The 19891-nt window shown below is 44.8% G+C and carries 18 protein-coding genes and 1 other annotated feature; of the genes, 6 read left to right on the forward strand and 12 right to left on the reverse strand.

Annotation, left to right across the window (positions count from 1 at the left end; genetic code table 11):
• Positions 1-13: 13 nt before the first annotated feature.
• The 3 genes from AR334_RS27040 to argS all read right to left on the reverse strand — a co-directional run bounded on the left by AR334_RS27040 (position 14) and on the right by argS (position 3535).
• On the reverse strand, positions 14-1198 hold the full coding sequence (locus AR334_RS27040; RefSeq protein WP_066321471.1) for an MFS transporter: 1185 nt from the start codon (positions 1196-1198) through the stop codon (positions 14-16).
• A gap of 105 nt (positions 1199-1303) precedes the next feature.
• A complete protein-coding gene (locus tag AR334_RS27045; protein ID WP_066321474.1) occupies positions 1304-1771 on the reverse strand; it encodes a DinB family protein in 468 nt (155 codons plus the stop codon).
• Between the two features lie 69 nt (positions 1772-1840).
• Positions 1841-3535: an arginine--tRNA ligase gene (gene argS / locus AR334_RS27050; RefSeq protein ID WP_066321476.1), complete on the reverse strand. Its 1695-nt coding sequence runs from the start codon at positions 3533-3535 to the stop codon at positions 1841-1843.
• A gap of 49 nt (positions 3536-3584) precedes the next feature.
• Positions 3585-3799, reverse strand: a binding site (T-box leader).
• A gap of 109 nt (positions 3800-3908) precedes the next feature.
• Here argS and AR334_RS27055 point away from each other — a divergent pair.
• The 4 genes from AR334_RS27055 (at position 3909) to AR334_RS27070 (ending at position 8172) form a co-directional block, all read left to right on the forward strand.
• Positions 3909-4163, forward strand: a complete 255-nt coding sequence (locus AR334_RS27055) for an alpha/beta-type small acid-soluble spore protein (RefSeq protein WP_066321478.1) — start codon at positions 3909-3911, stop codon at positions 4161-4163.
• A 207-nt stretch (positions 4164-4370) separates the two neighbouring features.
• Positions 4371-5888: a spore germination protein gene (locus tag AR334_RS27060; protein WP_253701380.1), complete on the forward strand. Its 1518-nt coding sequence runs from the start codon at positions 4371-4373 to the stop codon at positions 5886-5888.
• Positions 5885-7075 carry a Ger(x)C family spore germination protein gene (locus AR334_RS27065; protein WP_066321485.1) on the forward strand — a complete coding sequence of 397 codons (1191 nt, stop codon included), beginning with the start codon at positions 5885-5887 and terminating at the stop codon, positions 7073-7075. The genes AR334_RS27060 and AR334_RS27065 overlap by 4 nt, the downstream gene beginning before the upstream one ends.
• The gene (locus tag AR334_RS27070) at positions 7072-8172 is read left to right on the forward strand and encodes an endospore germination permease (protein WP_066321487.1); all 1101 of its coding nucleotides are present in this window, start codon (positions 7072-7074) and stop codon (positions 8170-8172) included. The genes AR334_RS27065 and AR334_RS27070 overlap by 4 nt, the downstream gene beginning before the upstream one ends.
• Positions 8173-8214: 42 nt before the next feature.
• On the opposite strand, the gene AR334_RS27075 is transcribed toward AR334_RS27070, so the two are convergent.
• Positions 8215-8394 carry an Arc family DNA-binding protein gene (locus AR334_RS27075; RefSeq protein ID WP_066321488.1) on the reverse strand — a complete coding sequence of 60 codons (180 nt, stop codon included), beginning with the start codon at positions 8392-8394 and terminating at the stop codon, positions 8215-8217.
• A gap of 11 nt (positions 8395-8405) precedes the next feature.
• Positions 8406-9272 carry an SPFH domain-containing protein gene (locus AR334_RS27080; protein ID WP_066321490.1) on the reverse strand — a complete coding sequence of 289 codons (867 nt, stop codon included), beginning with the start codon at positions 9270-9272 and terminating at the stop codon, positions 8406-8408.
• Positions 9273-9448: 176 nt separating this feature from the next.
• On the opposite strand from AR334_RS27080, the gene AR334_RS27085 reads away from it, so the two are divergent.
• Complete coding sequence (locus tag AR334_RS27085) at positions 9449-10027, forward strand: undecaprenyl-diphosphatase (RefSeq protein WP_066321492.1); 579 nt, start codon at positions 9449-9451, stop codon at positions 10025-10027.
• Positions 10028-10338: 311 nt separating this feature from the next.
• Here AR334_RS27085 and AR334_RS27090 read toward each other — a convergent pair whose 3' ends face one another.
• The 3 genes from AR334_RS27090 to AR334_RS27100 are packed head-to-tail and all read right to left on the reverse strand — an operon-like array spanning position 10339 to position 12905.
• Complete coding sequence (locus AR334_RS27090) at positions 10339-11121, reverse strand: ABC transporter permease (RefSeq protein ID WP_172799311.1); 783 nt, start codon at positions 11119-11121, stop codon at positions 10339-10341.
• A 6-nt stretch (positions 11122-11127) separates the two neighbouring features.
• The gene (locus AR334_RS27095; RefSeq protein ID WP_066321498.1) at positions 11128-11931 is read right to left on the reverse strand and encodes an ABC transporter permease; all 804 of its coding nucleotides are present in this window, start codon (positions 11929-11931) and stop codon (positions 11128-11130) included.
• Positions 11928-12905, reverse strand: coding sequence for an ATP-binding cassette domain-containing protein (locus AR334_RS27100; protein ID WP_066321500.1), 978 nt, complete (start codon positions 12903-12905; stop codon positions 11928-11930). Before AR334_RS27100 ends, AR334_RS27095 begins: the two co-directional genes overlap by 4 nt.
• A 170-nt stretch (positions 12906-13075) precedes the next feature.
• On the opposite strand from AR334_RS27100, the gene AR334_RS27105 reads away from it, so the two are divergent.
• On the forward strand, positions 13076-13996 hold the full coding sequence (locus AR334_RS27105; protein ID WP_066321503.1) for a nuclease-related domain-containing protein: 921 nt from the start codon (positions 13076-13078) through the stop codon (positions 13994-13996).
• 576 nt (positions 13997-14572) lie between these two features.
• Here the strand turns inward: AR334_RS27105 and AR334_RS27115 are convergent.
• The 4 genes from AR334_RS27115 to AR334_RS27130 form a co-directional block, all read right to left on the reverse strand.
• A complete protein-coding gene (locus tag AR334_RS27115) occupies positions 14573-15763 on the reverse strand; it encodes a M14 family metallopeptidase (protein ID WP_066321508.1) in 1191 nt (396 codons plus the stop codon).
• Between the two features lie 100 nt (positions 15764-15863).
• Positions 15864-16781 carry a class I SAM-dependent methyltransferase gene (locus AR334_RS27120; RefSeq protein WP_066321510.1) on the reverse strand — a complete coding sequence of 306 codons (918 nt, stop codon included), beginning with the start codon at positions 16779-16781 and terminating at the stop codon, positions 15864-15866.
• A 206-nt stretch (positions 16782-16987) separates the two neighbouring features.
• On the reverse strand, positions 16988-18370 hold the full coding sequence (locus tag AR334_RS27125; protein WP_066321512.1) for an FAD-binding oxidoreductase: 1383 nt from the start codon (positions 18368-18370) through the stop codon (positions 16988-16990).
• A gap of 186 nt (positions 18371-18556) precedes the next feature.
• Positions 18557-19873 (reverse strand): dihydrolipoamide acetyltransferase family protein, encoded by a 1317-nt coding sequence (locus AR334_RS27130; protein WP_066321515.1) that lies wholly within the window; start codon positions 19871-19873, stop codon positions 18557-18559.
• Between the last annotated feature and the right edge of the window lie 18 nt (positions 19874-19891).

A 19891-nucleotide genomic window follows, 5' to 3' on the forward strand; every position in this document is an offset into this window, starting at 1 on the left:
GTGGAAATTTTTATCAGCTTTGCTCAGCAACCCCGGCCTTTTCTTTTACTAAAAAATAAACATACAACATCATCGTGATGAATACTGATATGGCCGAGCCTATGTAGATGCTACTGTAGCCAAACATATGCCCAACCTGGCCAAATATCATGGCTCCAATCCCAATCCCTAAATCAAAGAATGAAAAGAAGGTCGCATTGGCCATCCCGCGCCGGTTCATTGGCGATTTTTCGATGGCCCAGGCCTGAAGGGCAGGCTGTACCGTGCCAAATCCTAAACCATAAAGACAGGCAGCGATATAAAGAACCAGGCTGTTGGGTAGCCAGGCCAGCAAGATCATCGCAAGAAGAATCAGGAATGTTCCCGGAATAAATACGGCTTGATGCCCTTTGCGGTCATACAATTGCCCGGCAAATGCCCTTGTAACCATTAAGGCGATGGCATAGTACAAGAAATACCACTGAATACCCTCAATATCCTTTTGGGCAGTGTACAGCGGAAGGAATGCGGCGATTCCACCAAATGTAACGGTAATAAAGAATAACAATACCGACGGCTTCAGGGCTGACTTTTCATAAAAATCGTGCTTTGCTTTCGTTTTTACCTGCTTCGGTTCCGCCTTCTTATAACTAATTCTCAATGACAACAATAATGCGGTCAGTCCTAACCCTGCACAAATGAGGAAAAATACGTCAAATGAGAGCTTCCCCGCCAAAATTAACCCGAGCGATGGTCCCAATGCCAGCGCCACATTCCCGGATAAGCCGTAATAGCCCATGCCCTCACCGCGCCTTGTGGCCGGGATTAAATCAGTGGCAATCGTGCCTGATGCGGTAGTGGATAAACCCCAGCCGACACCTTGAACGACCCTCATCATAAACAGCAGGAGGATACTTGGCAAAAATCCGAACGAGCCTACGGAAAGCACGAAAATCGCTAAACCAAGGATATAAACAAAACCTCTGCCCTTCGTTTCAAGCGCATTTCCGGCATAGGGACGGAGCAGCAATGCCGAAAAGGTAAAAATCCCAATGACAAGTCCGATTAACTGCTCGTTGCCGCCCAAATCCTCCACAAATAAAGGAATGGTCGGCAGCGTCATCTGAAACCCAAGAAATATGAAAAAGTTAGCTAAACATATGAGTATAAAATCCCTTGTCCAAATTTTTTCTTTCGGTCTTTCCAGCTGTTTTTCCATAAAAAATGAAGTTCCTCTCTCTTTTCTTCTATTTTATCCATCTTCCCTTCTAAAAAATGAAAAACCGCTTCTGCACCATGGCAGAAACGATCTTTCTATAGCACCTTATTTTGTAACAGCCGCTTGGACCACTCGCTTCATCGCAAGAATTTGCCCCAAATGCAGGGTTTCATGGAAAATCCCAAAGTTTGCGAGCTCACCGAAGGTTTCCTGGCCAAGAAATGGCGTTTTTAACTTTTCGCTAAAGCTTTCAGCCGGAATTTCTTTGATTCTTTTCAGTTGCTCTACCAATTGCGCTGATAGTTCCTGTACAGACGGAACGTCTCCTTGCCAATGTGCTGGCTTTGTTCCGTTTCCGAATAATTCTAAGTAGTTTGCAGGTAAATGTGCCGATTTTTTTGGGTAACCAAACATAAACTGCTCTGCCACTGTTAATACATGGCCAACATGCCAGTGTAGTGTATTGTTAAATCCCTCCGGCTTAATATCAACGATGCTTTCGTCAAGTGCCGCCACAGTTTTCAAAAGGTTATTTCTTGTTAACTCAAAATGCTTAAAAAATAACTCGCTCATTTTATCCCTGCCTCTCCCGTTATTAATTCTATCTTATACCAGAATCAGCCAATTTTTAAATAAAATGCCTTACATTTCTTCCGGCGCTTTAATTCCCAGCAAACGCAGGCCTTCTTTAAGGATTTCCGTTACAGCATATACCAGCGCTAGGCGAGCTGTGCGCTCTTCGCTTTCCTCAAGTACTTTTACCTCGGCATAGTATTTATTAAAGGCTTGGGCAAGGTCAACAATATATTTTGCGACTTGGGATGGGTCGAAATTGACGCAGGCACGCTTAATCGCGTTAGAAAACTCCAGCATCATGCTGACAACCTTCCATTCCTTTTCCCAAGTGGATTGGAATGCAGGAACTTCAGCGCTAGCTTGCCAATTGCCTTTTCGTAAAATCGAGCATGCTCTCGCAAACGTATATTGTACGTAAGGGCCTGTTTCGCCTTCGAAACGGAGCATTTCCTCTAACGAAAACTCGATATCGTTCATCCGGTTATTTTTTAAATCATGGAAAATGACCGCGCCGACACCGACCTGTTTCGCCACTTCATCCTTATTCTCAAGGCTTGGGTTCTTCTCTTCAATATTATGACGGGCCATCGCAATGGATTCATTTAAAACTTCTTCAAGTAGGACGACCTTTCCTTTACGGGTTGACATTTTCTTGCCGTCTTTTAGCATCATGCCAAATGGAATGTGAACCATTTTATCGGCCCAATCGTAGCCGGCTTTCTTTAACACGGCAATTAACTGTTTAAAGTGTAGGCTTTGCTCATGGCCCACCACATATAGTGACTGAACAAAGTCGTAGTTTTCCTTGCGGTACATGGCGGCCGCCAGGTCACGGGTTGCATAAAGGGTCGCCCCGTCTGATTTTTTAATTAGGCATGGCGGCAGTTCTTCGTCCGTCAGCTCCACAACCATTGCCTGGTCGGATTCCACTAAGAGCCCTTTCTTTTCGAGCATCTTAACGACTGGCTCCATTTTGTCGTTATAAAAAGCTTCGCCCGCAAAGGAATCGAATTCCACGTTCATTAATTCATAGATTCTTGCGAATTCCTTCAACGACTCGTCACGGAACCATTGCCACAGGTTTTGTGCTTCCTGATCACCGTCTTCAAGCTTTTTGAACCAGGCACGTCCTTCATCCTCAAGAGCCGGATTTGTTTCAGCTTCCGCATGGAATTTTACATATAGCGCCAATAATTCTTTAATTGGATTTTGTTTTACCTGTTCCTCGTCGCCCCAGTGCTTATAAGCGGAAATCAGCTTGCCAAACTGGGTGCCCCAGTCGCCAAGGTGGTTAATTTTGATTGGCTTATAGCCACATTTCTCCACGATTAAGGCAATGGCATTCCCAATAACGGTCGAACGCAAGTGCCCCATGGAAAACGGCTTGGCAATATTCGGCGATGACATGTCAATCGTGACATTGCCGCCCTCGCCAAAGTTCATGGAGCCAAAATTGCCTTTTTGTTTGATGACTTCGCTGACTACTTGCTGTGCAACCTGCTTTTTATTTAAAAAGATATTTAAGTAAGCGCCGACCACTTCTACCTTTTCAAATGTTGGGGACTCGATTTTCCCGCTTAATTCCTGCGCAATCAAATTTGGCGCCTTGCGCTTTAATTTGGCCAGTGAAAAACATGGAAACGCCAGATCCCCGTGCGCAGCGTTTTTCGGTTTTTCAATCAGCATTTCAAGATCACCAACAGCAATCTCGCCTTCCAAAACTGTATGCAGAATTTCTGCAAGTTCCTTTTTAAAATTCATGGTTTAGTCCTCCTTTTTGTATAAAAAACAAAAAACCCCCGCCTCTAATGAAAGAGACGAGAGTTGTTATTCCCGCGGTACCACTCTAATTGTTCTAATGAACCAGCTTTTCCCCTCGTAACGGCGGTTTCCCCGGCAGGCCCTACTCATGTTCAGGTCCGCATCTCCAAAGTGCGCTTCATTATCTGCTCCGTATCAGGCTTCCACCATCCCTGACTCGCTAACAACTTGACAGGTAACTACTCTCTTTTTCATTGATTTTTAAAAATTTGATTATCAGTTATTATACTGGAAGCTTCGAGAATAATCCAGTTTTCACTGATGATTTTTTTCTTAATAAGGAAATCCTAACGTATTAAAGGAGGGAAAAGCAATGGCCAGAAGAAATAAAATTCTTGTTCCCGCAGCACGGCAAGGATTGGACCAGTTGAAGGCAAGGGTCGTCCAGTCGCAAAGTCCTGAAAATGCCAAGTTCGAAGCCGCCGAAGAGGTCGGTGTTCCATTGAAAAAAGGCTATAACGGCAAGCTAACCTCAGAGCAGGCCGGAAAGGTCGGCGGCAGGCTCGGTGGCAGCATGGTGCGCGAGCTAGTAAAAATGGCGCAGGAAAATTTAGCGAAACGGCCATAACATGGGGAACTAAAAAAGACTTGTGCGACTTGGTCCCACAAGTCTTTCTCTGTTCCCTGCAAAAATCTTTGAAGCCCACCCTCATTTCAATGTATATACCACACTGGAATTGGAAAAATATGCACAGGATATGTGAGGGGTGGTATCGAGATGTTTGTTTTCCGGAAGCGGAAGCGAAGACCAAAACATAAAAAAACATTGGATGCGATGCCATTTAATGAAGAGCTTAGTGATGACCTATCTGAAAATGAAAAAATCCTCACGAAAATCTTTCATAATTGCGGGGATTTTATCGTCCGGCCGATCCAGATTAACGGGAAGCCGAAAATGTTAATGTTTTATTTGGAAGGATTATTGGATACGAAAAACCTTGAAATTGTTTTGTTAAAGCCATTGCTCTTTCATGGATTGCCTGAGGGATTGGGAAAAATCACTTCACTCAAACAAATTATCGAGCAAAACCTGATTCCGGGTTCATCGTTTAAGACAGTTTCGAAGCTTGAAGAGCTTATAGAAGGAGTATTAAAAGGCGAGTTAGGGATTATTGTTGAGGGTGAAAGAAATGCTTTACTTGCTGATTTTAAAGGAATGGAGCAAAGGAACGTCGAGGAGCCGGCAACTGAGGCGACGATTCGCGGTCCACGTGACGGCTTTACCGAGACCTTAAGAGTCAACACCTCTTTAATAAGAAGGAGAATCCGCAGCACCCGATTAAAATTGGAGCCTATGACAATTGGGGAACTTTCACGGACGGATGTTGCAATCGCCTATATCGATGGGATTGCACCGGAATCATTGCTAAAAGAAGTTCGATCAAGGCTGAGCAAGATTGAAATAGACGGGATTCTCGACTCTGAGTATTTAGAGGAATTTATCGAGGATGTCCCGTATACTCCCTTTCCGCAAATACAGAATACCGAGCGACCTGACATTGTCACGGCAAATTTACTCGAAGGCAAGGTTGCTATCCTTGTAGATAATACGCCATTTGTCCTCATTGTCCCCATGACCTTTTGGAGTGGATTGCAGGCGGTGGAGGATTACTATGAACGATTTTGGTACACTTCCTTTATTCGATTCGTCCGTTATGTCTTATTCAATACAGCTATGTATTTACCATCTATTTATGTTGCTTTGACCACTTATCATCCAAAGCTAATTCCAACAACGCTATTGATCAGTGTTGCTGCCGCACGGGAAGGCGTCCCGTTTCCAGCCATCATTGAAGCATTGATCATGGAATTTGTCTTTGAGGGGCTGCGTGAAGCGGGGATTCGTCTGCCCAAAGCTGTCGGCTCAGCGGTCAGTATTGTCGGGGCGCTGGTGATTGGCCAGGCTGCTGTCCAGGCTGGCATTGTATCCGCACCAATGGTCATTGTCGTCGCGACAACCGGTATTGCTTCATTTGCGATTCCACGTTATAACCTTGGAACAGCGCTGAGGCTGGTCCGGTTTCCGATGTTAATTTTGGCCGGGATATTTGGTCTATATGGTATCTGCATCGGTTTTATTGCGCTGACGATTCATCTAGTGAACCTAAGGTCCTTTGGTGTCCCCTACTTTACACCGGTAGCGCCGCAAATCCCTAGTGACCTCAAGGATGTGTTAATCCGTGCGCCGAGATGGGCTAATAAGTATGGCCCTTTTTTTACCTTTGGCAGGAATAAACAGCGGGTTGACTCTGGGCAAATGCCCAGTCCGGAACGCGGAGGAACGGACCAATGAAAAAGGTATTTTTCCTCCTCATTTGTTTCGTTTTCCTTACCGGCTGCTGGGACCGCAAAGAATTAAATGAACGGTCGATCTGGCTGGCCACAGGCTGGGACGTGGCCAAGGATGGTGGTGTGGAGATTAGCGGCCAAATTGTGATTCCCGCCAATGTACAAACCCAAGGAGGCGGCGGCGGAGCAACCGGGCAAGGTTTTTTCGCCATTTCAGCAAAAGGAAAAGACGTGAGAGATGCCTTGCAAAACATGCAGACAAAGCTTCCACGCGAGGCTTTTTTTGGCCAGCGCCGCGTGATATTCCTCGGTGAAGAATTTGCCAAGCGCGGAATTAAAGACAAACTTGATATCAACGACCGTTCCGCCGACGTCAGCCTTCGCACAGATATATTTGTGATAAAGGGCGGTACCGCCAAGGAGATCATAACCATTGCGAATCCATTGGAGAAATCACCTGTAATCGCCACATTAAAAGAACATCAAGAAAGCGGCGGCAGAGGCGATACGGCCTACTTAAACTTCCTAATCGCCGCCAACCGTGATGGGATTCAACCCTCCATCCCATCAATAGAGATTAGCACTTCGTTAGAAGGAAAACCGGCCGGAAAAGAGAAATCACCAAACCCTAAAGTATTGCGCTTGGCAGGTGTCAGCATATTTGATAAACAGTTAAAAATGAAAGGCTTTTTGAATAACGAAGAAAACAGGAACATCCTTTGGGTTATGGGGGCCTTGAAAAAGATGACCATCACCATAAAAGGCGGAGACGGCAACAAAAGCATTGACATGAGGAAGATCCGCAGTAAAGTCAAACCAACATTTGATAAGAATGGCAAACCAAGCTTTACCGTCACTCTGACAGGAGAAGGAGCCCTGACCGAAAACAATTCCGGGCTGGATGTTACGTATGCTGATAATCTTAGACGATTGGAAAGGGAATTCTCCAAACAAGCACAAGATCAGGTGCAGCAAACCATAAATAAAGTTCAAAAGGACTACGGCCTAGACATTTTTGGTTTTGGCCAGAACCTCCATCAACATCATCCTAACAGGTGGAAAACATTAAAAACTAATTGGGACAAAACCTTTACGGAAACCACTATTACGGTCCAAGCGAAAATCAAAGTAAAACAAATTGGAATGAGTGGGCCATCTTTATTATATAGGGAAAGCGAGATTAAAAAATGAAGCTTTCAGGGCTGCAGATATTTTGGCTGATATTCACGTTTCAAACAGGAAATATCATCTTACTCACAATCAGTCCGGTCATGAAGGATGCCAAACAGGATGTCTGGATTTCTTATTTAATCGCCAGCGTTTTAGGGGTGCTAATCGTTTATATTGCAGTTAAAACGGCGCTTCTGAATCCCCGTCAGACCTTGATTGTTTTTAGTAAACGAATTCTGGGCAAATGGCTTGGGACGGTGATTGTGCTTGTTTATCTTGTTCAATGGTATTCGGTCATTGGCAATATTTTAAGAGAATTTGCCGATTTTACGATTACCGTTTTGCTCCCGCGCACACCGTCTTGGGTTCTTTTATTTACCATGCTTTTACTCCTCGTCTATATTACCTATATAGGAGGAATCGAAGGGATTGGGCGCTGTTGCGAAGTTTTTGGCCCCATTATCATGTTCTCAGTCGTGATGCTGATCATTTTTTCAATGAAGGATTTTAATGCCGCAAATTTATTACCGGTTTTTACCGATACTGGTGTGGTGCCGATTTCGAAAGGGGCATTAACACCACTCGCCTTCCTTGGTGAGTCTGTCATCATGCTAATGCTAGTTTCCTTTACGGACAAGCCAGATAAAGCGCTAAAAGGTGCATTGTGGGGCATTACACTTTCTGCCTTAACCGTAACGATTGTTGCTGTTTGTGTGCTGTTGGTCTTCGGTCCAGATATCTCTGCTAAACTTCGGCATCCCTCTTTTGATGTTACCAGTTATATTTCAATCTTGGGATTTATCCAAAACCTTGAAATTATTGCGGTATTAGTCTGGATTTTAAGCGTTTTTATAAAATTGTCAGTCTATTTCTTTGCTGCTAGTTATGGGACTGCCCAACTGTTCAAGGCCAAAAACTGGCGGACGCTCATCTGGTTTACTGCACCTTTTTTTTTCTGTTTGGCCATGTTTGTCCCAAGCCACGCCTATACGTTTGGTTACATGAAAACGTATTGGGTTTATTATGCTTTACCCATTAATATGGCAGGAATTCCATTGCTCATGTTACTTGTAGGGACCATCCGGAAAAAACTGGCGGCAGTACCTCCTGGACAATAATTGGTTATACCGAAAAAACCGGAGGCGTGTTAGCCTCCGGTTTTAATCTTCTTTTTCATTGGATTTTCCTGATTTTTTCAGTCTCCCGGAATCCTTTAGCGCTTTTTTGATAATTACTTCAATTTGCGCATTTACACTACGAAATTCATCCTCCGCCCATTTTTCCAAGGCATCATATACCTTGGGATCAATGCGCAGCAGGAATCGTTTTTTTTCAGCCACAAAATCACACCCTAGTAAATCGATCCTGTATTGATTACCGGCTGGCTCCCTTTTTCAGAAACAATTGCCACCATTAAATTATTGACCATCTGTGCTTTCTTTTCTTCATCAAGGTCCACAATCCCTTCTTCCTTCAATTGGTCAATTGCCGATTTAACCATCGTGACCGCACCTTCCACGATGACCTTCCGGGCGGCCAGCACCGCTTTCGCCTGCTGTCTTTGCAGCATCGCATGGGCAATTTCACTGGAATAGGCCAAGTGCATGATTCTCGCTTCAATAATTTCCACTCCCGCCAGTTCCAAACGCCTTTGCAAATCTTTAGTCAATTCATCGCCAACTTCATCAGAATGTTGGCGCAGCGAGATTTCGAAATCATTATTGACATTGTCATAAGGGTACTGGCTGGCAATATGGCGCAGCCCGGTTTCACTTTGTGTATGGACAAACTCTTTGTAATCCTCTACGTCAAACACAGCCTTTGCCGAATCAAACACTTTATACACAACAACCGCGGCAATTTCAATCGGATTCCCTTCCAAATCATTTACTTTTAATTTATCGCTATTAAAGTTGATTACTCTGAGAGATACAGTTTTTCTTAATGTTAACGGAACCGTCAGCCAAAATCCTTCTTGCTTGATGACACCCAGGTACCGGCCGAACAGAGTAAACACTTTGGCCTGGTTCGGCTGAATAATCGTGAACCCGGAAATTAGGAGAAATAGCACGATTGCACACAGTATGGCAAAAGCAAATGATAGGAAACTCTCAGTTAAGACAAAATTCCTAAACAAGACTACTGTTACCCCCGCAATTATCAGGAACAATATAACCCCCAAAAATCCGTTAAGCTTAAACATTTCTTTCTCTCTCATCGTAAACAACTCCCTTTTTTAAGATATTGCTTCTATATCATTATGATATCACTTTGTTATCAAAAAGGGAATGGGTTAATTAGTTTTCAATACCCATTTTTTCTGGTGAAAATTCTTTTTTGCACAGTGGAAATAAAGTATAATCCTTGTATCTGAATTTTCGGGGGTATAGATAGATGACACTAACTGAATTAAATATTGAAGGCTTCAGGCTAATTAATGACCTTGGCAAGCAATACACCTTTTTAAACCCCGCCATTGTAGCGATTGCCGAGTATACGCTGTATGCAATAATTATTTGCATGCTGTTATTTGGATTCTCCAAAAATGGACGGAATCGGGTAATGGTGATTTGTTCTATTTTCACCATTACTTTTGCAGAATTACTTGGAAGATTGGTTGGAATGCTTCACTCTAACCAGCAGCCTTTTGCCGAACTGGCAGCTGTTAATAAGCTGATTGAAAAAGCCGTCGATAATTCTTTTCCAAGCGACCATACGATTTTGGTTTTTTCAATTTGTGTGACCTTTTGGTTGTTTAAGAGAGGCTGGAGCTCTTTATTAGTGTTGTTGGCCGTTCTGGTAGGGTTTTCGCGGATTTGGGTCGGGGTTCATTACCCTGGGGATGTTCTTGTCGGCGCCGTGCTCAGTATCATTTCGGCCGTGATTGTGTACAGGGCTGTTCCGAAGCTGGGGTTTGTTCGGAAATTATCAGGAGTACAGGATCAAAATCATTCGAGGTTTGAACATTTATAATATTTTACGAAAAATACCCGGGCAAACCGGGTGTTTTTTTATAGAGTATACTATTCAAACGTTTAATTAAGAATGTGCTGTACTAATCAATCGTTTGGCTAAAAAGTCATATGTTGAGAATTCAAGGCTTGTCATCAAATAGGATATACTACTCAAACGTTTGATTAAAAATAGGACTATACTAATTAATCGTTTGGTTAATGTCTATTGAAACTAATCAAACGTTTAGTTAATGCCCATTGAAAGTTATTCAAACGTTTGGTTAGCTCATGAATGAGCGGCTGGAGGTGTTAATTCCGGCCGCTTTTACTTCATGATCCTGTAGACCGGTAGTGCCTAACACCAAATTGCCAGAAGAGAACGCAAGGCAGGATAAACAAGCTACCAAGCGCGGGAATCAGCATATATAACAAGTCATTGCCATTATTTTTTCCAAGCAGGTACATCAGCGGCAAGTAGTTGACTGTCCCGAATGGAATGACATAAGTAAAAAAACGGGCCACCCATTTTTGGTATATATTTAACGGATACTGCGCCATCTCCCGGCCACCGTCGGTAAAAATATTGGCTACTTCCAGTCCTTGTACCGTCCAAAAACACATCGTCGCCTGGAGGATAAAGATGCCGGTAAAAATGAGTACACCGCTGGTAATCATCAATATCAAGGTTAAGATTTTTGCCGGGCTCCATTGGAGTGACAGGCTACCCAATGCCCAGGCCAAAACGACGGCGCTTTGCAGCAGCCTTCCAAATCTCGTGAATTCAAATTTCGAGCCCATCACTTGTATGAACGTAGAGCGCGGCCTGACGAGAACCCGATCAAACTCACCCCTTACCACCATGCCGGAAAACATGTCAAACCCGCGGGCAAAACATTCACTTATAGCGAATGCCATGTGGATTACCGCAAAGCACAGAGCCACTTCGAAAAAATCCCAGCCCCTGATTTGGCCAAAGCGGTCAAATAAAAAGTACAGCCCGGCAAAGACGGAAAACGGAATGAAAAACTGGCCGGTCATTAGCAGCAAAAAGGACGCCCGATACTGCATCTGCGATTTAAAAAGAATTTTTAAATACTTAAAATAAAGACTCAAGGTGTGTCAGCCCCCTTGGACTACAACTTTTTTTAGAATATTGTTTAGCGCGAGCCTGCCCAGCCAAACAAGACATAGGATGTACGCGAGTTGGATCAGGATGCCAATGATGGCTTCGTTCTGTGGGATGTGTCCGGAATAAACGCGAAATGGAAAATCGGCTGTCCAGCGGAACGGAAGCACGTAGGCAATTTTTTGAAGCCAGTCAGGCATTAACGGTACCGGGATGATGAGGCCGGCAAAGAACTCGCCAAGGACGCTGAAGATTAATAATGATCCGGTCGGTGACATCGTAAGAAAAACAGATATATACATGAACATCGAAACCGCCACCAACAGGAATAGGCCAAGAATTAACGAACTAATGAATAAGATGAATGCAATGAAGCTTGGCGGCAGGGTCATGTCGTACGGCTTTGGCAGAAAAAAAGCAACGATTAGGATTGGAAAGCAGCGCAATAGGGCACTTGAAAGTCGTTGGGCGAGCAGCTTGGCATACCAAAATCCGTATAGTTCGCACGGCCGGCACAGCTCATAGGCGATGTTGCCGCTTGTAATCAGGTCGAATAGTTCGTTATCGCGAAACCAGATGGTCACGAACACAAGAAATGCCTGCTGCAGCCATATGTAAGTAATAATTTCTTTTAATGAGATTGGCGGTGTGGTGACGGCATACTCATAAAAAGCTTGGAAAACCATGATGATGATGAATCCCCAGAAAAATTGCGTCGCCACCCCGGCGAGTGCTGCAGTGCGGTATTGCATGCCTATTAGGAGACGGAGCTTTAGGACCGAATGATACACCCTCATATTTGATACTCCTTATAGAGCTGGACGATGATATCCTCGATTGGCTGCGCCTCAATTGCGACATCCTTTAACTCTACTATATTGGATAGCTTGGTAATTACTTGGGAAGTGTTTGTTTTTTCTGTATCCACGGTAATAACAGCCCGTTCCGGTGTCCAAGACAGGGTTTGGGTGCCCGGGATTTGGAGTGGTGTCGAGTTTTTTTGGTAGTCGGCGGTGATTGTTTTTTGTGTAGCATATTGCTTCTTTAACTCCCCCAGTTGCCCATCGTACAGGAGGCATCCTTTTCCAATTAGGATCACCCGGTCGGCTAGCGCCTCGATATCGTTCATATCGTGGGTTGTCAGGATAATTGTGACCCCTTTCTCCTTATTTATTGTTTTGATAAACTGGCGGACGGCCATTTTGGACACGGCATCAAGGCCAATCGTCGGCTCGTCGAGGAATAAGATTTTTGGACTGTGAAGCAGTGATGCCGCGATCTCACAGCGCATCCGCTGACCTAAACTAAGCTGTCTTACTGGCGAATTGATAATTTCCTGGAGTTCAAGTGTTTCAATGAGGAGATTCTTGGTAGCTTGATAGTCTTGCTGCGGTATTTTGTAAATATCTTTCAGAAGTTCAAAGGAATCGATGACGGGCACATCCCACCACAGCTGCGACCGCTGCCCGAAAACGACGCCGATATTCTTCACATACGCGGCCCTGTCCTTCCACGGTGTATAGCCCATAATTGTACAGGTGCCGGTGTCAGGCACCAAAATGCCGCTCATAATTTTGATGGTGGTCGACTTGCCCGCACCATTCGGTCCGATGTAGCCGACAATTTCTCCTTGGCTAATTTCAAATGTGACTTCTTTAAGAGCCTCTACGGTAGTATGTTCCCGATAGAACAGTGCCTTAGCTGCCTGCTTCAGGCCGGTTTGGCGTTTCGCCACCTTGTAAGACTTGCTTATGCCTTGCAGTTGGATCACTTTCAGATTCCCCCCTTTTCTAGAGTCATAGAGGAAAATAATAGCATCGGGTTGAGTGAATTGTCAATGATTTTCAAATTCACAGAAAGTTCATGTGTCGGTGTGGTATGAGGTGGATTTTTTTATAAAATGAACTTGGAGTTTATTTTTTTGAAAGGATGTGATCGAATGTGAATTTGAAACCGTTGAAGGAGTCAAAGAAATTAAAGATTTACCATTCTTTGAATGTGAGGGGTGAATTGAACTCAGATCAAAAGCTCTATTATCAAAATTTAAAAGCTGGTTATGAGGGCGAGTTGTATTTTCAGTCTTTAACAGATCAGCTGCAGTGTGAATGCTATGTACTTAATGATTTACGGTTTGAAATTGGTAACACCTTGTTTCAAATTGACTCCATGATTCTTTTTCAAAATATCTTTAATATGAATGAAGTGAAAAATTTTTACGGCGATTATTACTATGATGGTGGAAAATTTTATGATGCTAATGGAAAAGAACGAAATGATCCGTTAGTTCAGTTAACACGTTGCGAATCTTCATTTAGGCAACTCCAACTAAAACTCGGCTGCAAATTACCCGTTGAGGCGAATGTTGTCCACGTCAACCCCCAATTCACCTTATACCAAGCACCCCGGAACAAGCCGATTATTTTACCAACACAAGTACCTAGATATCTCCAAAGATTGGACAATACTCCTTCCAGATTAAATGGTTATCATAAAAAACTCGCTGAAAAATTAATATCCCTGCATGTTGAGGAATCCCCTTATAATGATAAGATGATGCCTCTATATGAATTTGGTTCATTGCGAAAAGGGCTTTCCTGCGGGATTTGCAGGTCTTTATCCGTTTCCGTAGATGGCCAGCGATGTATTTGTGGTTTATGCGGGCACGAAGAGAAGGTAGAGTTAGCGGTATTGCGCGGGGTTACTGAGCTGCAACTGCTATTTCCGGATTTAAAAATTACGACTAATTTGGTTTATGAGTGGTGCGGGGATGCGGTGTCGAAGAAGACTATCTTTAGAATTTTATTGAGGAATTTTGATATAGTCGGGGACCGAAGATGGACATACTTTGTGCAAATAAAATGATTATATTTTTAGAAAAAAGGTATTTTAATGCTTTTTTAAACTATTAGCTCTCTATAGATTAGAGGGCTTTTCTTTTTGTGCTTTCTATTAGACATTTTCAACTGGACCACCACTATTTTGCCTTTTAGGTACCCCCTATTAGACACTTTCCCCTCAACAGCCACCATTCTGTCTTTTAGAAGCCTCCTATTAGACACTTTTCCCCTCAACAGCACCATTCTGTCTTTTAGAAACCGCCTATTAGACACTTTCCCCCTCAACAGCACCATTCTGTCTTTTAGAAGCCGCCTATTAGACACTTTCCCCTCAACAGCCCACCATTCTGTCTTTTAGAAGCCCCCTATTAGACACTTTTCCCCTGAACAGCCACCATTCTGTCTTTTAGAAACCTCCTATTAGACATTTTCCCCTCAACAGCCACCATTCTGTCTTTTAGAAACCTCCTATTAGACACTTTCCCCTTGAACAGCCCTCATTTTGTCTTGTAGACACGTTCTATTAGACTCTTTTTTCATTTTTTTAAAAGAAAAAGTAGCCGTCCCCCTAAAAACGGCTGCTCTTTCCCCCAAAAAAACATCACAGATAAAGCCCCGCTAAGAATATGCCCAACGCCTTCTGGTAGATTTCATCAAATTGCGTTAGCGGCAGCGGGTTCACGCCACGGCCAAGTTCAACGGTGAAGCCCGGCCTGCGCCAATCCTGGATAAACCAATCCTTGTAGCCTGCCCAGCTTTCAATCGTTTTAACAGGTTGATATCCGCTGACCCTGCTAAACTCATTAACCATTGTCTCCGAAACAGGCGGTTCCATATTCTCATAACCCCAGTAAATCTCTTCACCCTGTGTGTGAAACGCCAGCACCCGGGCGTAATCCCTGCGCCTTGTCAGCTCCGCCATCGCAATCGCTTCCGGCTCCGATAACGGACTCTCGCCGCCATAATCTCTTGGGCCAGGGACTTTCGGATTGCGTGCCCGTTCATCCTCCCACCTGGCCGGGAATTGGTCGTTTAGATCAATCCCCCTAATATTGGCCTTCCAGCCCGAAAAATCGGTGCTGCCTTTATTAAACTCAACCACTCTGCTTCGCCAAGGCTCTGTCGCCGGTGGCCCGTTCAAAACAAGACTGACACCATCCGGGTTCACCATCGGCACTGTTGATAAAGTGGTCTGCTGGTAAAGGCGGTTCGTCGCCAACCCGCGAAGAGCCGTTTGATTAGTCAGCGACAGCAAATAATCATTTAAAAAGGTCATTAACACCGGAGTAGTAATCCATTCGTTCGCATGAAACGAAGCGTTGTAATGGACCCGTTTCGCACCATTTCCAATTAACATTTCTGGAATTTCATTGCCGAGTACCGAGTTTCCAATACCTGAAACGCGAATAAATGGATAAACAGTCTCCAACCGCGAAATATCCCTCATCATCCGACTATAATCATAATGCTGTTTGCCTTGCACCAGCCGCCAAGTGATTCGTACCGGTACCCTAATGGCCTGGCCGACATAAAGCTGATTCGGGTTTATTCCCGAATTGGCCAACAATAGGGCATCAAGCTGCAAGTTTCGGCTCTGGGCAATCGCCCAAAGGGTATCCCCGTGCCTAACTCGGTAATCCTGGGCCACAAATCCCGGAATTCTTACCCGCTGCCCCGCGGAAAGCTGATTCGGCTGCAGCCCCCGATTTGAATCGATAATAAGCTGAAGATTCATATGAAACAATTGGCTGTAGTACCATAACGTGTCACCGCGCCTAACGATTATATCCATGCAAGCCTCCTGCAGCTAAAAAATGGTATCAATTAAGTGTATGCAGGCATCTCTTTTTTAAAAACAAAAACCACAGCCGCTGGGGACTGTGGAAAAATGATTATTTATGAACAACTAGGTGGGCAAAATGGAAATGGTCAAACGCACGCAAACCATCTTCCCTGCCCGCAAAATACATTTCGTCTATGTTGGCGGGAGCCAGATTTTCATATACTAACATGTTGTAATCCTGAAGTTCTCGGTCGAGTTCAAAAGGGTCAAAGCCGGTTATCATCGGTTCACCGGTTTGAGCGGTGATGTACCGCATTTGGGTGAGTTTCTTGGAGGCGAGTTGATCGTTAAAAGCAGTATCATCGAGATAGTCAAAAACAAACGAACTTCCGGATTCAGACATATCCGAAACGGTTGATAGAAGCCGGTAGAAGTCTTTTTTTTCGAGATACATAACCACTCCCAGCAAACTGAAATAAGCTAACCGTTTTTCATTAAATCCGCTATTTTTCAGTTCGCTCTGAAGAGAATCATGCTTAAAATCTACAGGGACAAATTTAACGTTGGCAGGGATTTCGATGCCCTGTTCCTTAAGGCGGTTCCGCTTAAAAGCTTGGGTTGCCGGGTGGTCTACTTCAAAAATCGTAAAATCATCCGGAAAATCGCCTTGTCTCAGAGCAAATGTATCAAAGCCTGCCCCTAAAACCACGTACTGGCGAACGCCCCGCTTGATGGCGGCCATCAGGCCATCTTCCGCATATCTGGCCCGGCTGACTAATTGCGGAATGTTTCGGGTATTCATCACCCAATCCAATTTTTCATCGAAGCTGTTCAAAGTCGTGCTTTTTTCAGGGTCAAAAAAGGCAATCGCATTTGCCCAGTTGGAGGCAATTAGCTGCTTCTCTTCTTCTGTCAAAAGAGCATTTGCCAAAAAATCGTTAAAAACGGGCTGACTGGACCTGGATACATGGTACCCTCTTGAAAAACAGCTTACCAACGCGGTTAAACTTTCTTTCGCTTTTTCCAAAATAAACTCCCCCTTCTATTAAGAAAAAGAAAAAACTCCCAGCCCAAAACAGAGCCAGGAGTTTATAGTAATCCACATTATACAACTAGTCAATATTATAATATACCATTATAACACGAAAATATTTTTTTGTCAATTAAATTGTCTCGAATTATTTATCGCATTTTAGACAAATAATTCGGATTCCTCATGATAACTCCTCTGCTTTACACTTTCACGGGATTTACATCAAAAATTTTCCCCGGATTCAAGATGTTATTCGGGTCAACCAGCGCTTTAATCCCCTGCATAATCGGCAAGGAATCCCCATGCTCTTCGATTAGGAAAGACTTTTTCCCAATACCTACACCGTGCTCCCCAGTGCAGGTTCCCCCTTTTGACAGGGCGTACTGGACAATTTGAGTATGAACCTCTCCTACCCGCCTCATATGATCTTCATCATCCGCATCGACAGAAAAGACAGCATGATAGTTTCCATCGCCGATGTGGCCAAAAATCACCGCGTCGATTCCATATTTGTCGACAACTTCCCTAGTATGTTGCAATGCATTGGATAGCTCGGACAACGGAACACAAACATCGGTGACCATATGGCCCTTTCCGGGGTTTACGGCAATAATGGCAAGTGCAGCCTGATGCCGGGCTTCCCATAGCTGCGCCCTTTTTATTGAATCGTTCTCAAATTCGAAGGAGACGCAGCCCTCATCGTTGACAATATCTTGGACGATTTCGATCGTGTTGACTACTTCAGGTTCGCTGCCGCTGAATTCCATAAATAGTGTGGGCTCTTCGCGAAAGCTCGTATTTTTGTAGGCATTAACTGCTTTGATTGTCATTTGATCAACAAGTTCAATTTTTCCTATTGGCAGTCCCGCTTTTAGGAGCATGGTCGCCGCTTTGCCGGCTGCCTCAATGGACGGAAAGGTCACCTTCACGTCGGTGGTAACCTCAGGAATTCCTTGCAGTTTGAGAATGAGCTCTGTATATACTCCGAGCGTCCCCTCGGAGCCGACAAACAGTCCGGTTAAATTATACCCGGCCGACGACTTATAGGAATGCCCTCCGGTTCGGATGATCGAGCCGTCGGCCAGCACAACCTCTAAGCCAAGAACCTGATCACGCATGACCCCGTATTTGACGCTATTAGTCCCACTCGCATTCGTGGCGGCCATACCGCCGATTGTCGCATCCGCTCCCGGGTCGACAGGGAAAAATAGGCCATACCGCTTCAATGCCTGGTTTAACTGATTTCTGGTGACTCCAGGTTGAACGGTAACGAGAAAATCATCTGGTCGGATAGAAATAATCTGGTTCATCAAGGTTAAGTCAAGGCTAATCCCCCCATTTACCGGGATGATTTGCCCTTCAAGGCTTGACCCGGCACCAAACGGAACAATCGGAACCTTGTGCTCATTGGCAAACTTGAGGACCGCACTAACCTCCTCCTTAGATGCAGGGAACACCACCACATCCGGATTCCTCGGCGTATGATACGCCATCCCTTTACTATGCTGCTCAATAACCGTCCCATTTACAGAAACCCGCTCAACGTCACCAATAATACTCAGTAACTCATTATATAAATTCAACGCTGGCCACCTCATACATCTACATAAATTGCACAAACAACTCGTTACGGGGTGTCCACGCGTGGCGTACAAATGTCCACGGGTGGTGCCTGACACCATTTGTTACTCTGTCACATTTCCTATGCTCTCAATATTGCAATTCACCCTATCTTCCCACTTATCTGTACTTGCCGCCCAACCACCCAATTAACGGCATTGGAGGATAAACAGTTCTGGATTTTCGAGGAAGGTGTGAATTTGTTCCATGAAGGCGCCTGCTGGCGCGCCGTCGATGACGCGATGGTCGAAGGTAATGGACATGCCCATTACATCACCAATGACGATTTGGTCATCTTGGACGATTGGTTTCTTCTTAATACTATGAACACCAAGGATGGCAACCTCCGGGTAATTAATGATTGGGGTCGCAAACCAGCCGCCCTTTCCGCCCGTACTGGAAATCGTAAAAGTACTGCCTGATAACTCATGAGGCTTCAGTTTCCGTTCTCTCGCCCGGCCAGAAAGGTCCTGGATCTCCTGTGCAATTTCCATAACAGACTTTTTATCCGCATCCCTGACCACCGGGACAACCAGTCCATCATTCGTTGCAGTTGCGACACCAATATGAATCCTCTTTTTATAAACAACTTCCATCCGCTCGTCGTCCACTGTCGCATTAAAGATGGGATTCCGTTTAAGCGCTATCGCCGCCGCTTTGACGAAGAACGGAAGATAGGTCAGCTTGACGTCAGCCTGTTCCGCATGGGGCTGTAGCTGCTTCTTTAGCTCCACCAGCTTAGTCATTACCACCTCATCCATGGCACTGCACTGAATGGCAGTTGACATTGACAGTTTCATGTTTTCATAGATTTTCTTCCGCAAGCCGCGGATTGGCTCTCTTACATCCTCATCTCGGTCTATTTCTTCTTCCTCCGCTCCCATCAACTGAACGGAAGCTGTTGCTGAGATAGCCGGAGGTGAAACTTCAGATACCTCAGGCGGCACAGCAACCGCCGCAGCGACCTCCCTTTCCGCCTGCACCTTAAAGTTTCGGACATCCTCTTCCGTCACCTTGCCGCCTTTGCCGCTTGGTGTCACCTCGGTTATGTCAATCCCCAACTCCCTAGCCAATTTTCTAACAGACGGCGCCGCAATCACCCGTTTTTTCGAAGCGCTTCCCACAGAGACAGTACTCGCTGTTTCTTGCCCTGACGCTGCCGTGTGCTGCAGCCCGGACTCCTCCTTCTTTACGGATGCCGGAATTGTAGCAACTCCCACCGCAACGGCGTCCTGCTCAACCGTAAACAAAACCTCGCCGACCTTCACAACTGCACCAACCTCAGCCCCAAACGACTGAATCATTCCGCTTACCGGAGATGAAATTTCCACCACCGCTTTATCCGTTTGAACTTCAACAATATTCTCATTCTCCTTTACATGGTCACCGACTGCCTTGAACCATGCCAGGATTTCCGCCTCATGCAGACCCTCTCCGATATCGGGAAGGCGAAATTCATAAGCCATAACTGAATGACACCCCTA

Source organism: Bacillus sp. FJAT-29814 (assembly GCF_001510715.1).
Classification (GTDB): domain Bacteria; phylum Bacillota; class Bacilli; order Bacillales; family Cytobacillaceae; genus Neobacillus.

Excerpts from the sequence above, each read along its gene's own strand:
- AR334_RS27040 (WP_066321471.1), bottom strand. The coding sequence starts at position 1,198 with ATGGAAAAACAGCTGGAAAGACCGAAAGAAAAAATTTGGACAAGGGAT.
- AR334_RS27045 (WP_066321474.1), bottom strand. The coding sequence starts at position 1,771 with ATGAGCGAGTTATTTTTTAAGCATTTTGAGTTAACAAGAAATAACCTT.
- argS (WP_066321476.1), bottom strand. The coding sequence starts at position 3,535 with ATGAATTTTAAAAAGGAACTTGCAGAAATTCTGCATACAGTTTTGGAA.
- AR334_RS27055 (WP_066321478.1), top strand. The coding sequence starts at position 3,909 with ATGGCCAGAAGAAATAAAATTCTTGTTCCCGCAGCACGGCAAGGATTG.
- AR334_RS27060 (WP_253701380.1), top strand. The coding sequence starts at position 4,371 with ATGCCATTTAATGAAGAGCTTAGTGATGACCTATCTGAAAATGAAAAA.
- AR334_RS27065 (WP_066321485.1), top strand. The coding sequence starts at position 5,885 with ATGAAAAAGGTATTTTTCCTCCTCATTTGTTTCGTTTTCCTTACCGGC.
- AR334_RS27070 (WP_066321487.1), top strand. The coding sequence starts at position 7,072 with ATGAAGCTTTCAGGGCTGCAGATATTTTGGCTGATATTCACGTTTCAA.
- AR334_RS27080 (WP_066321490.1), bottom strand. The coding sequence starts at position 9,272 with ATGAGAGAGAAAGAAATGTTTAAGCTTAACGGATTTTTGGGGGTTATA.
- AR334_RS27085 (WP_066321492.1), top strand. The coding sequence starts at position 9,449 with ATGACACTAACTGAATTAAATATTGAAGGCTTCAGGCTAATTAATGAC.
- AR334_RS27095 (WP_066321498.1), bottom strand. The coding sequence starts at position 11,931 with ATGAGGGTGTATCATTCGGTCCTAAAGCTCCGTCTCCTAATAGGCATG.
- AR334_RS27115 (WP_066321508.1), bottom strand. The coding sequence starts at position 15,763 with ATGGATATAATCGTTAGGCGCGGTGACACGTTATGGTACTACAGCCAA.
- AR334_RS27130 (WP_066321515.1), bottom strand. The coding sequence starts at position 19,873 with ATGGCTTATGAATTTCGCCTTCCCGATATCGGAGAGGGTCTGCATGAG.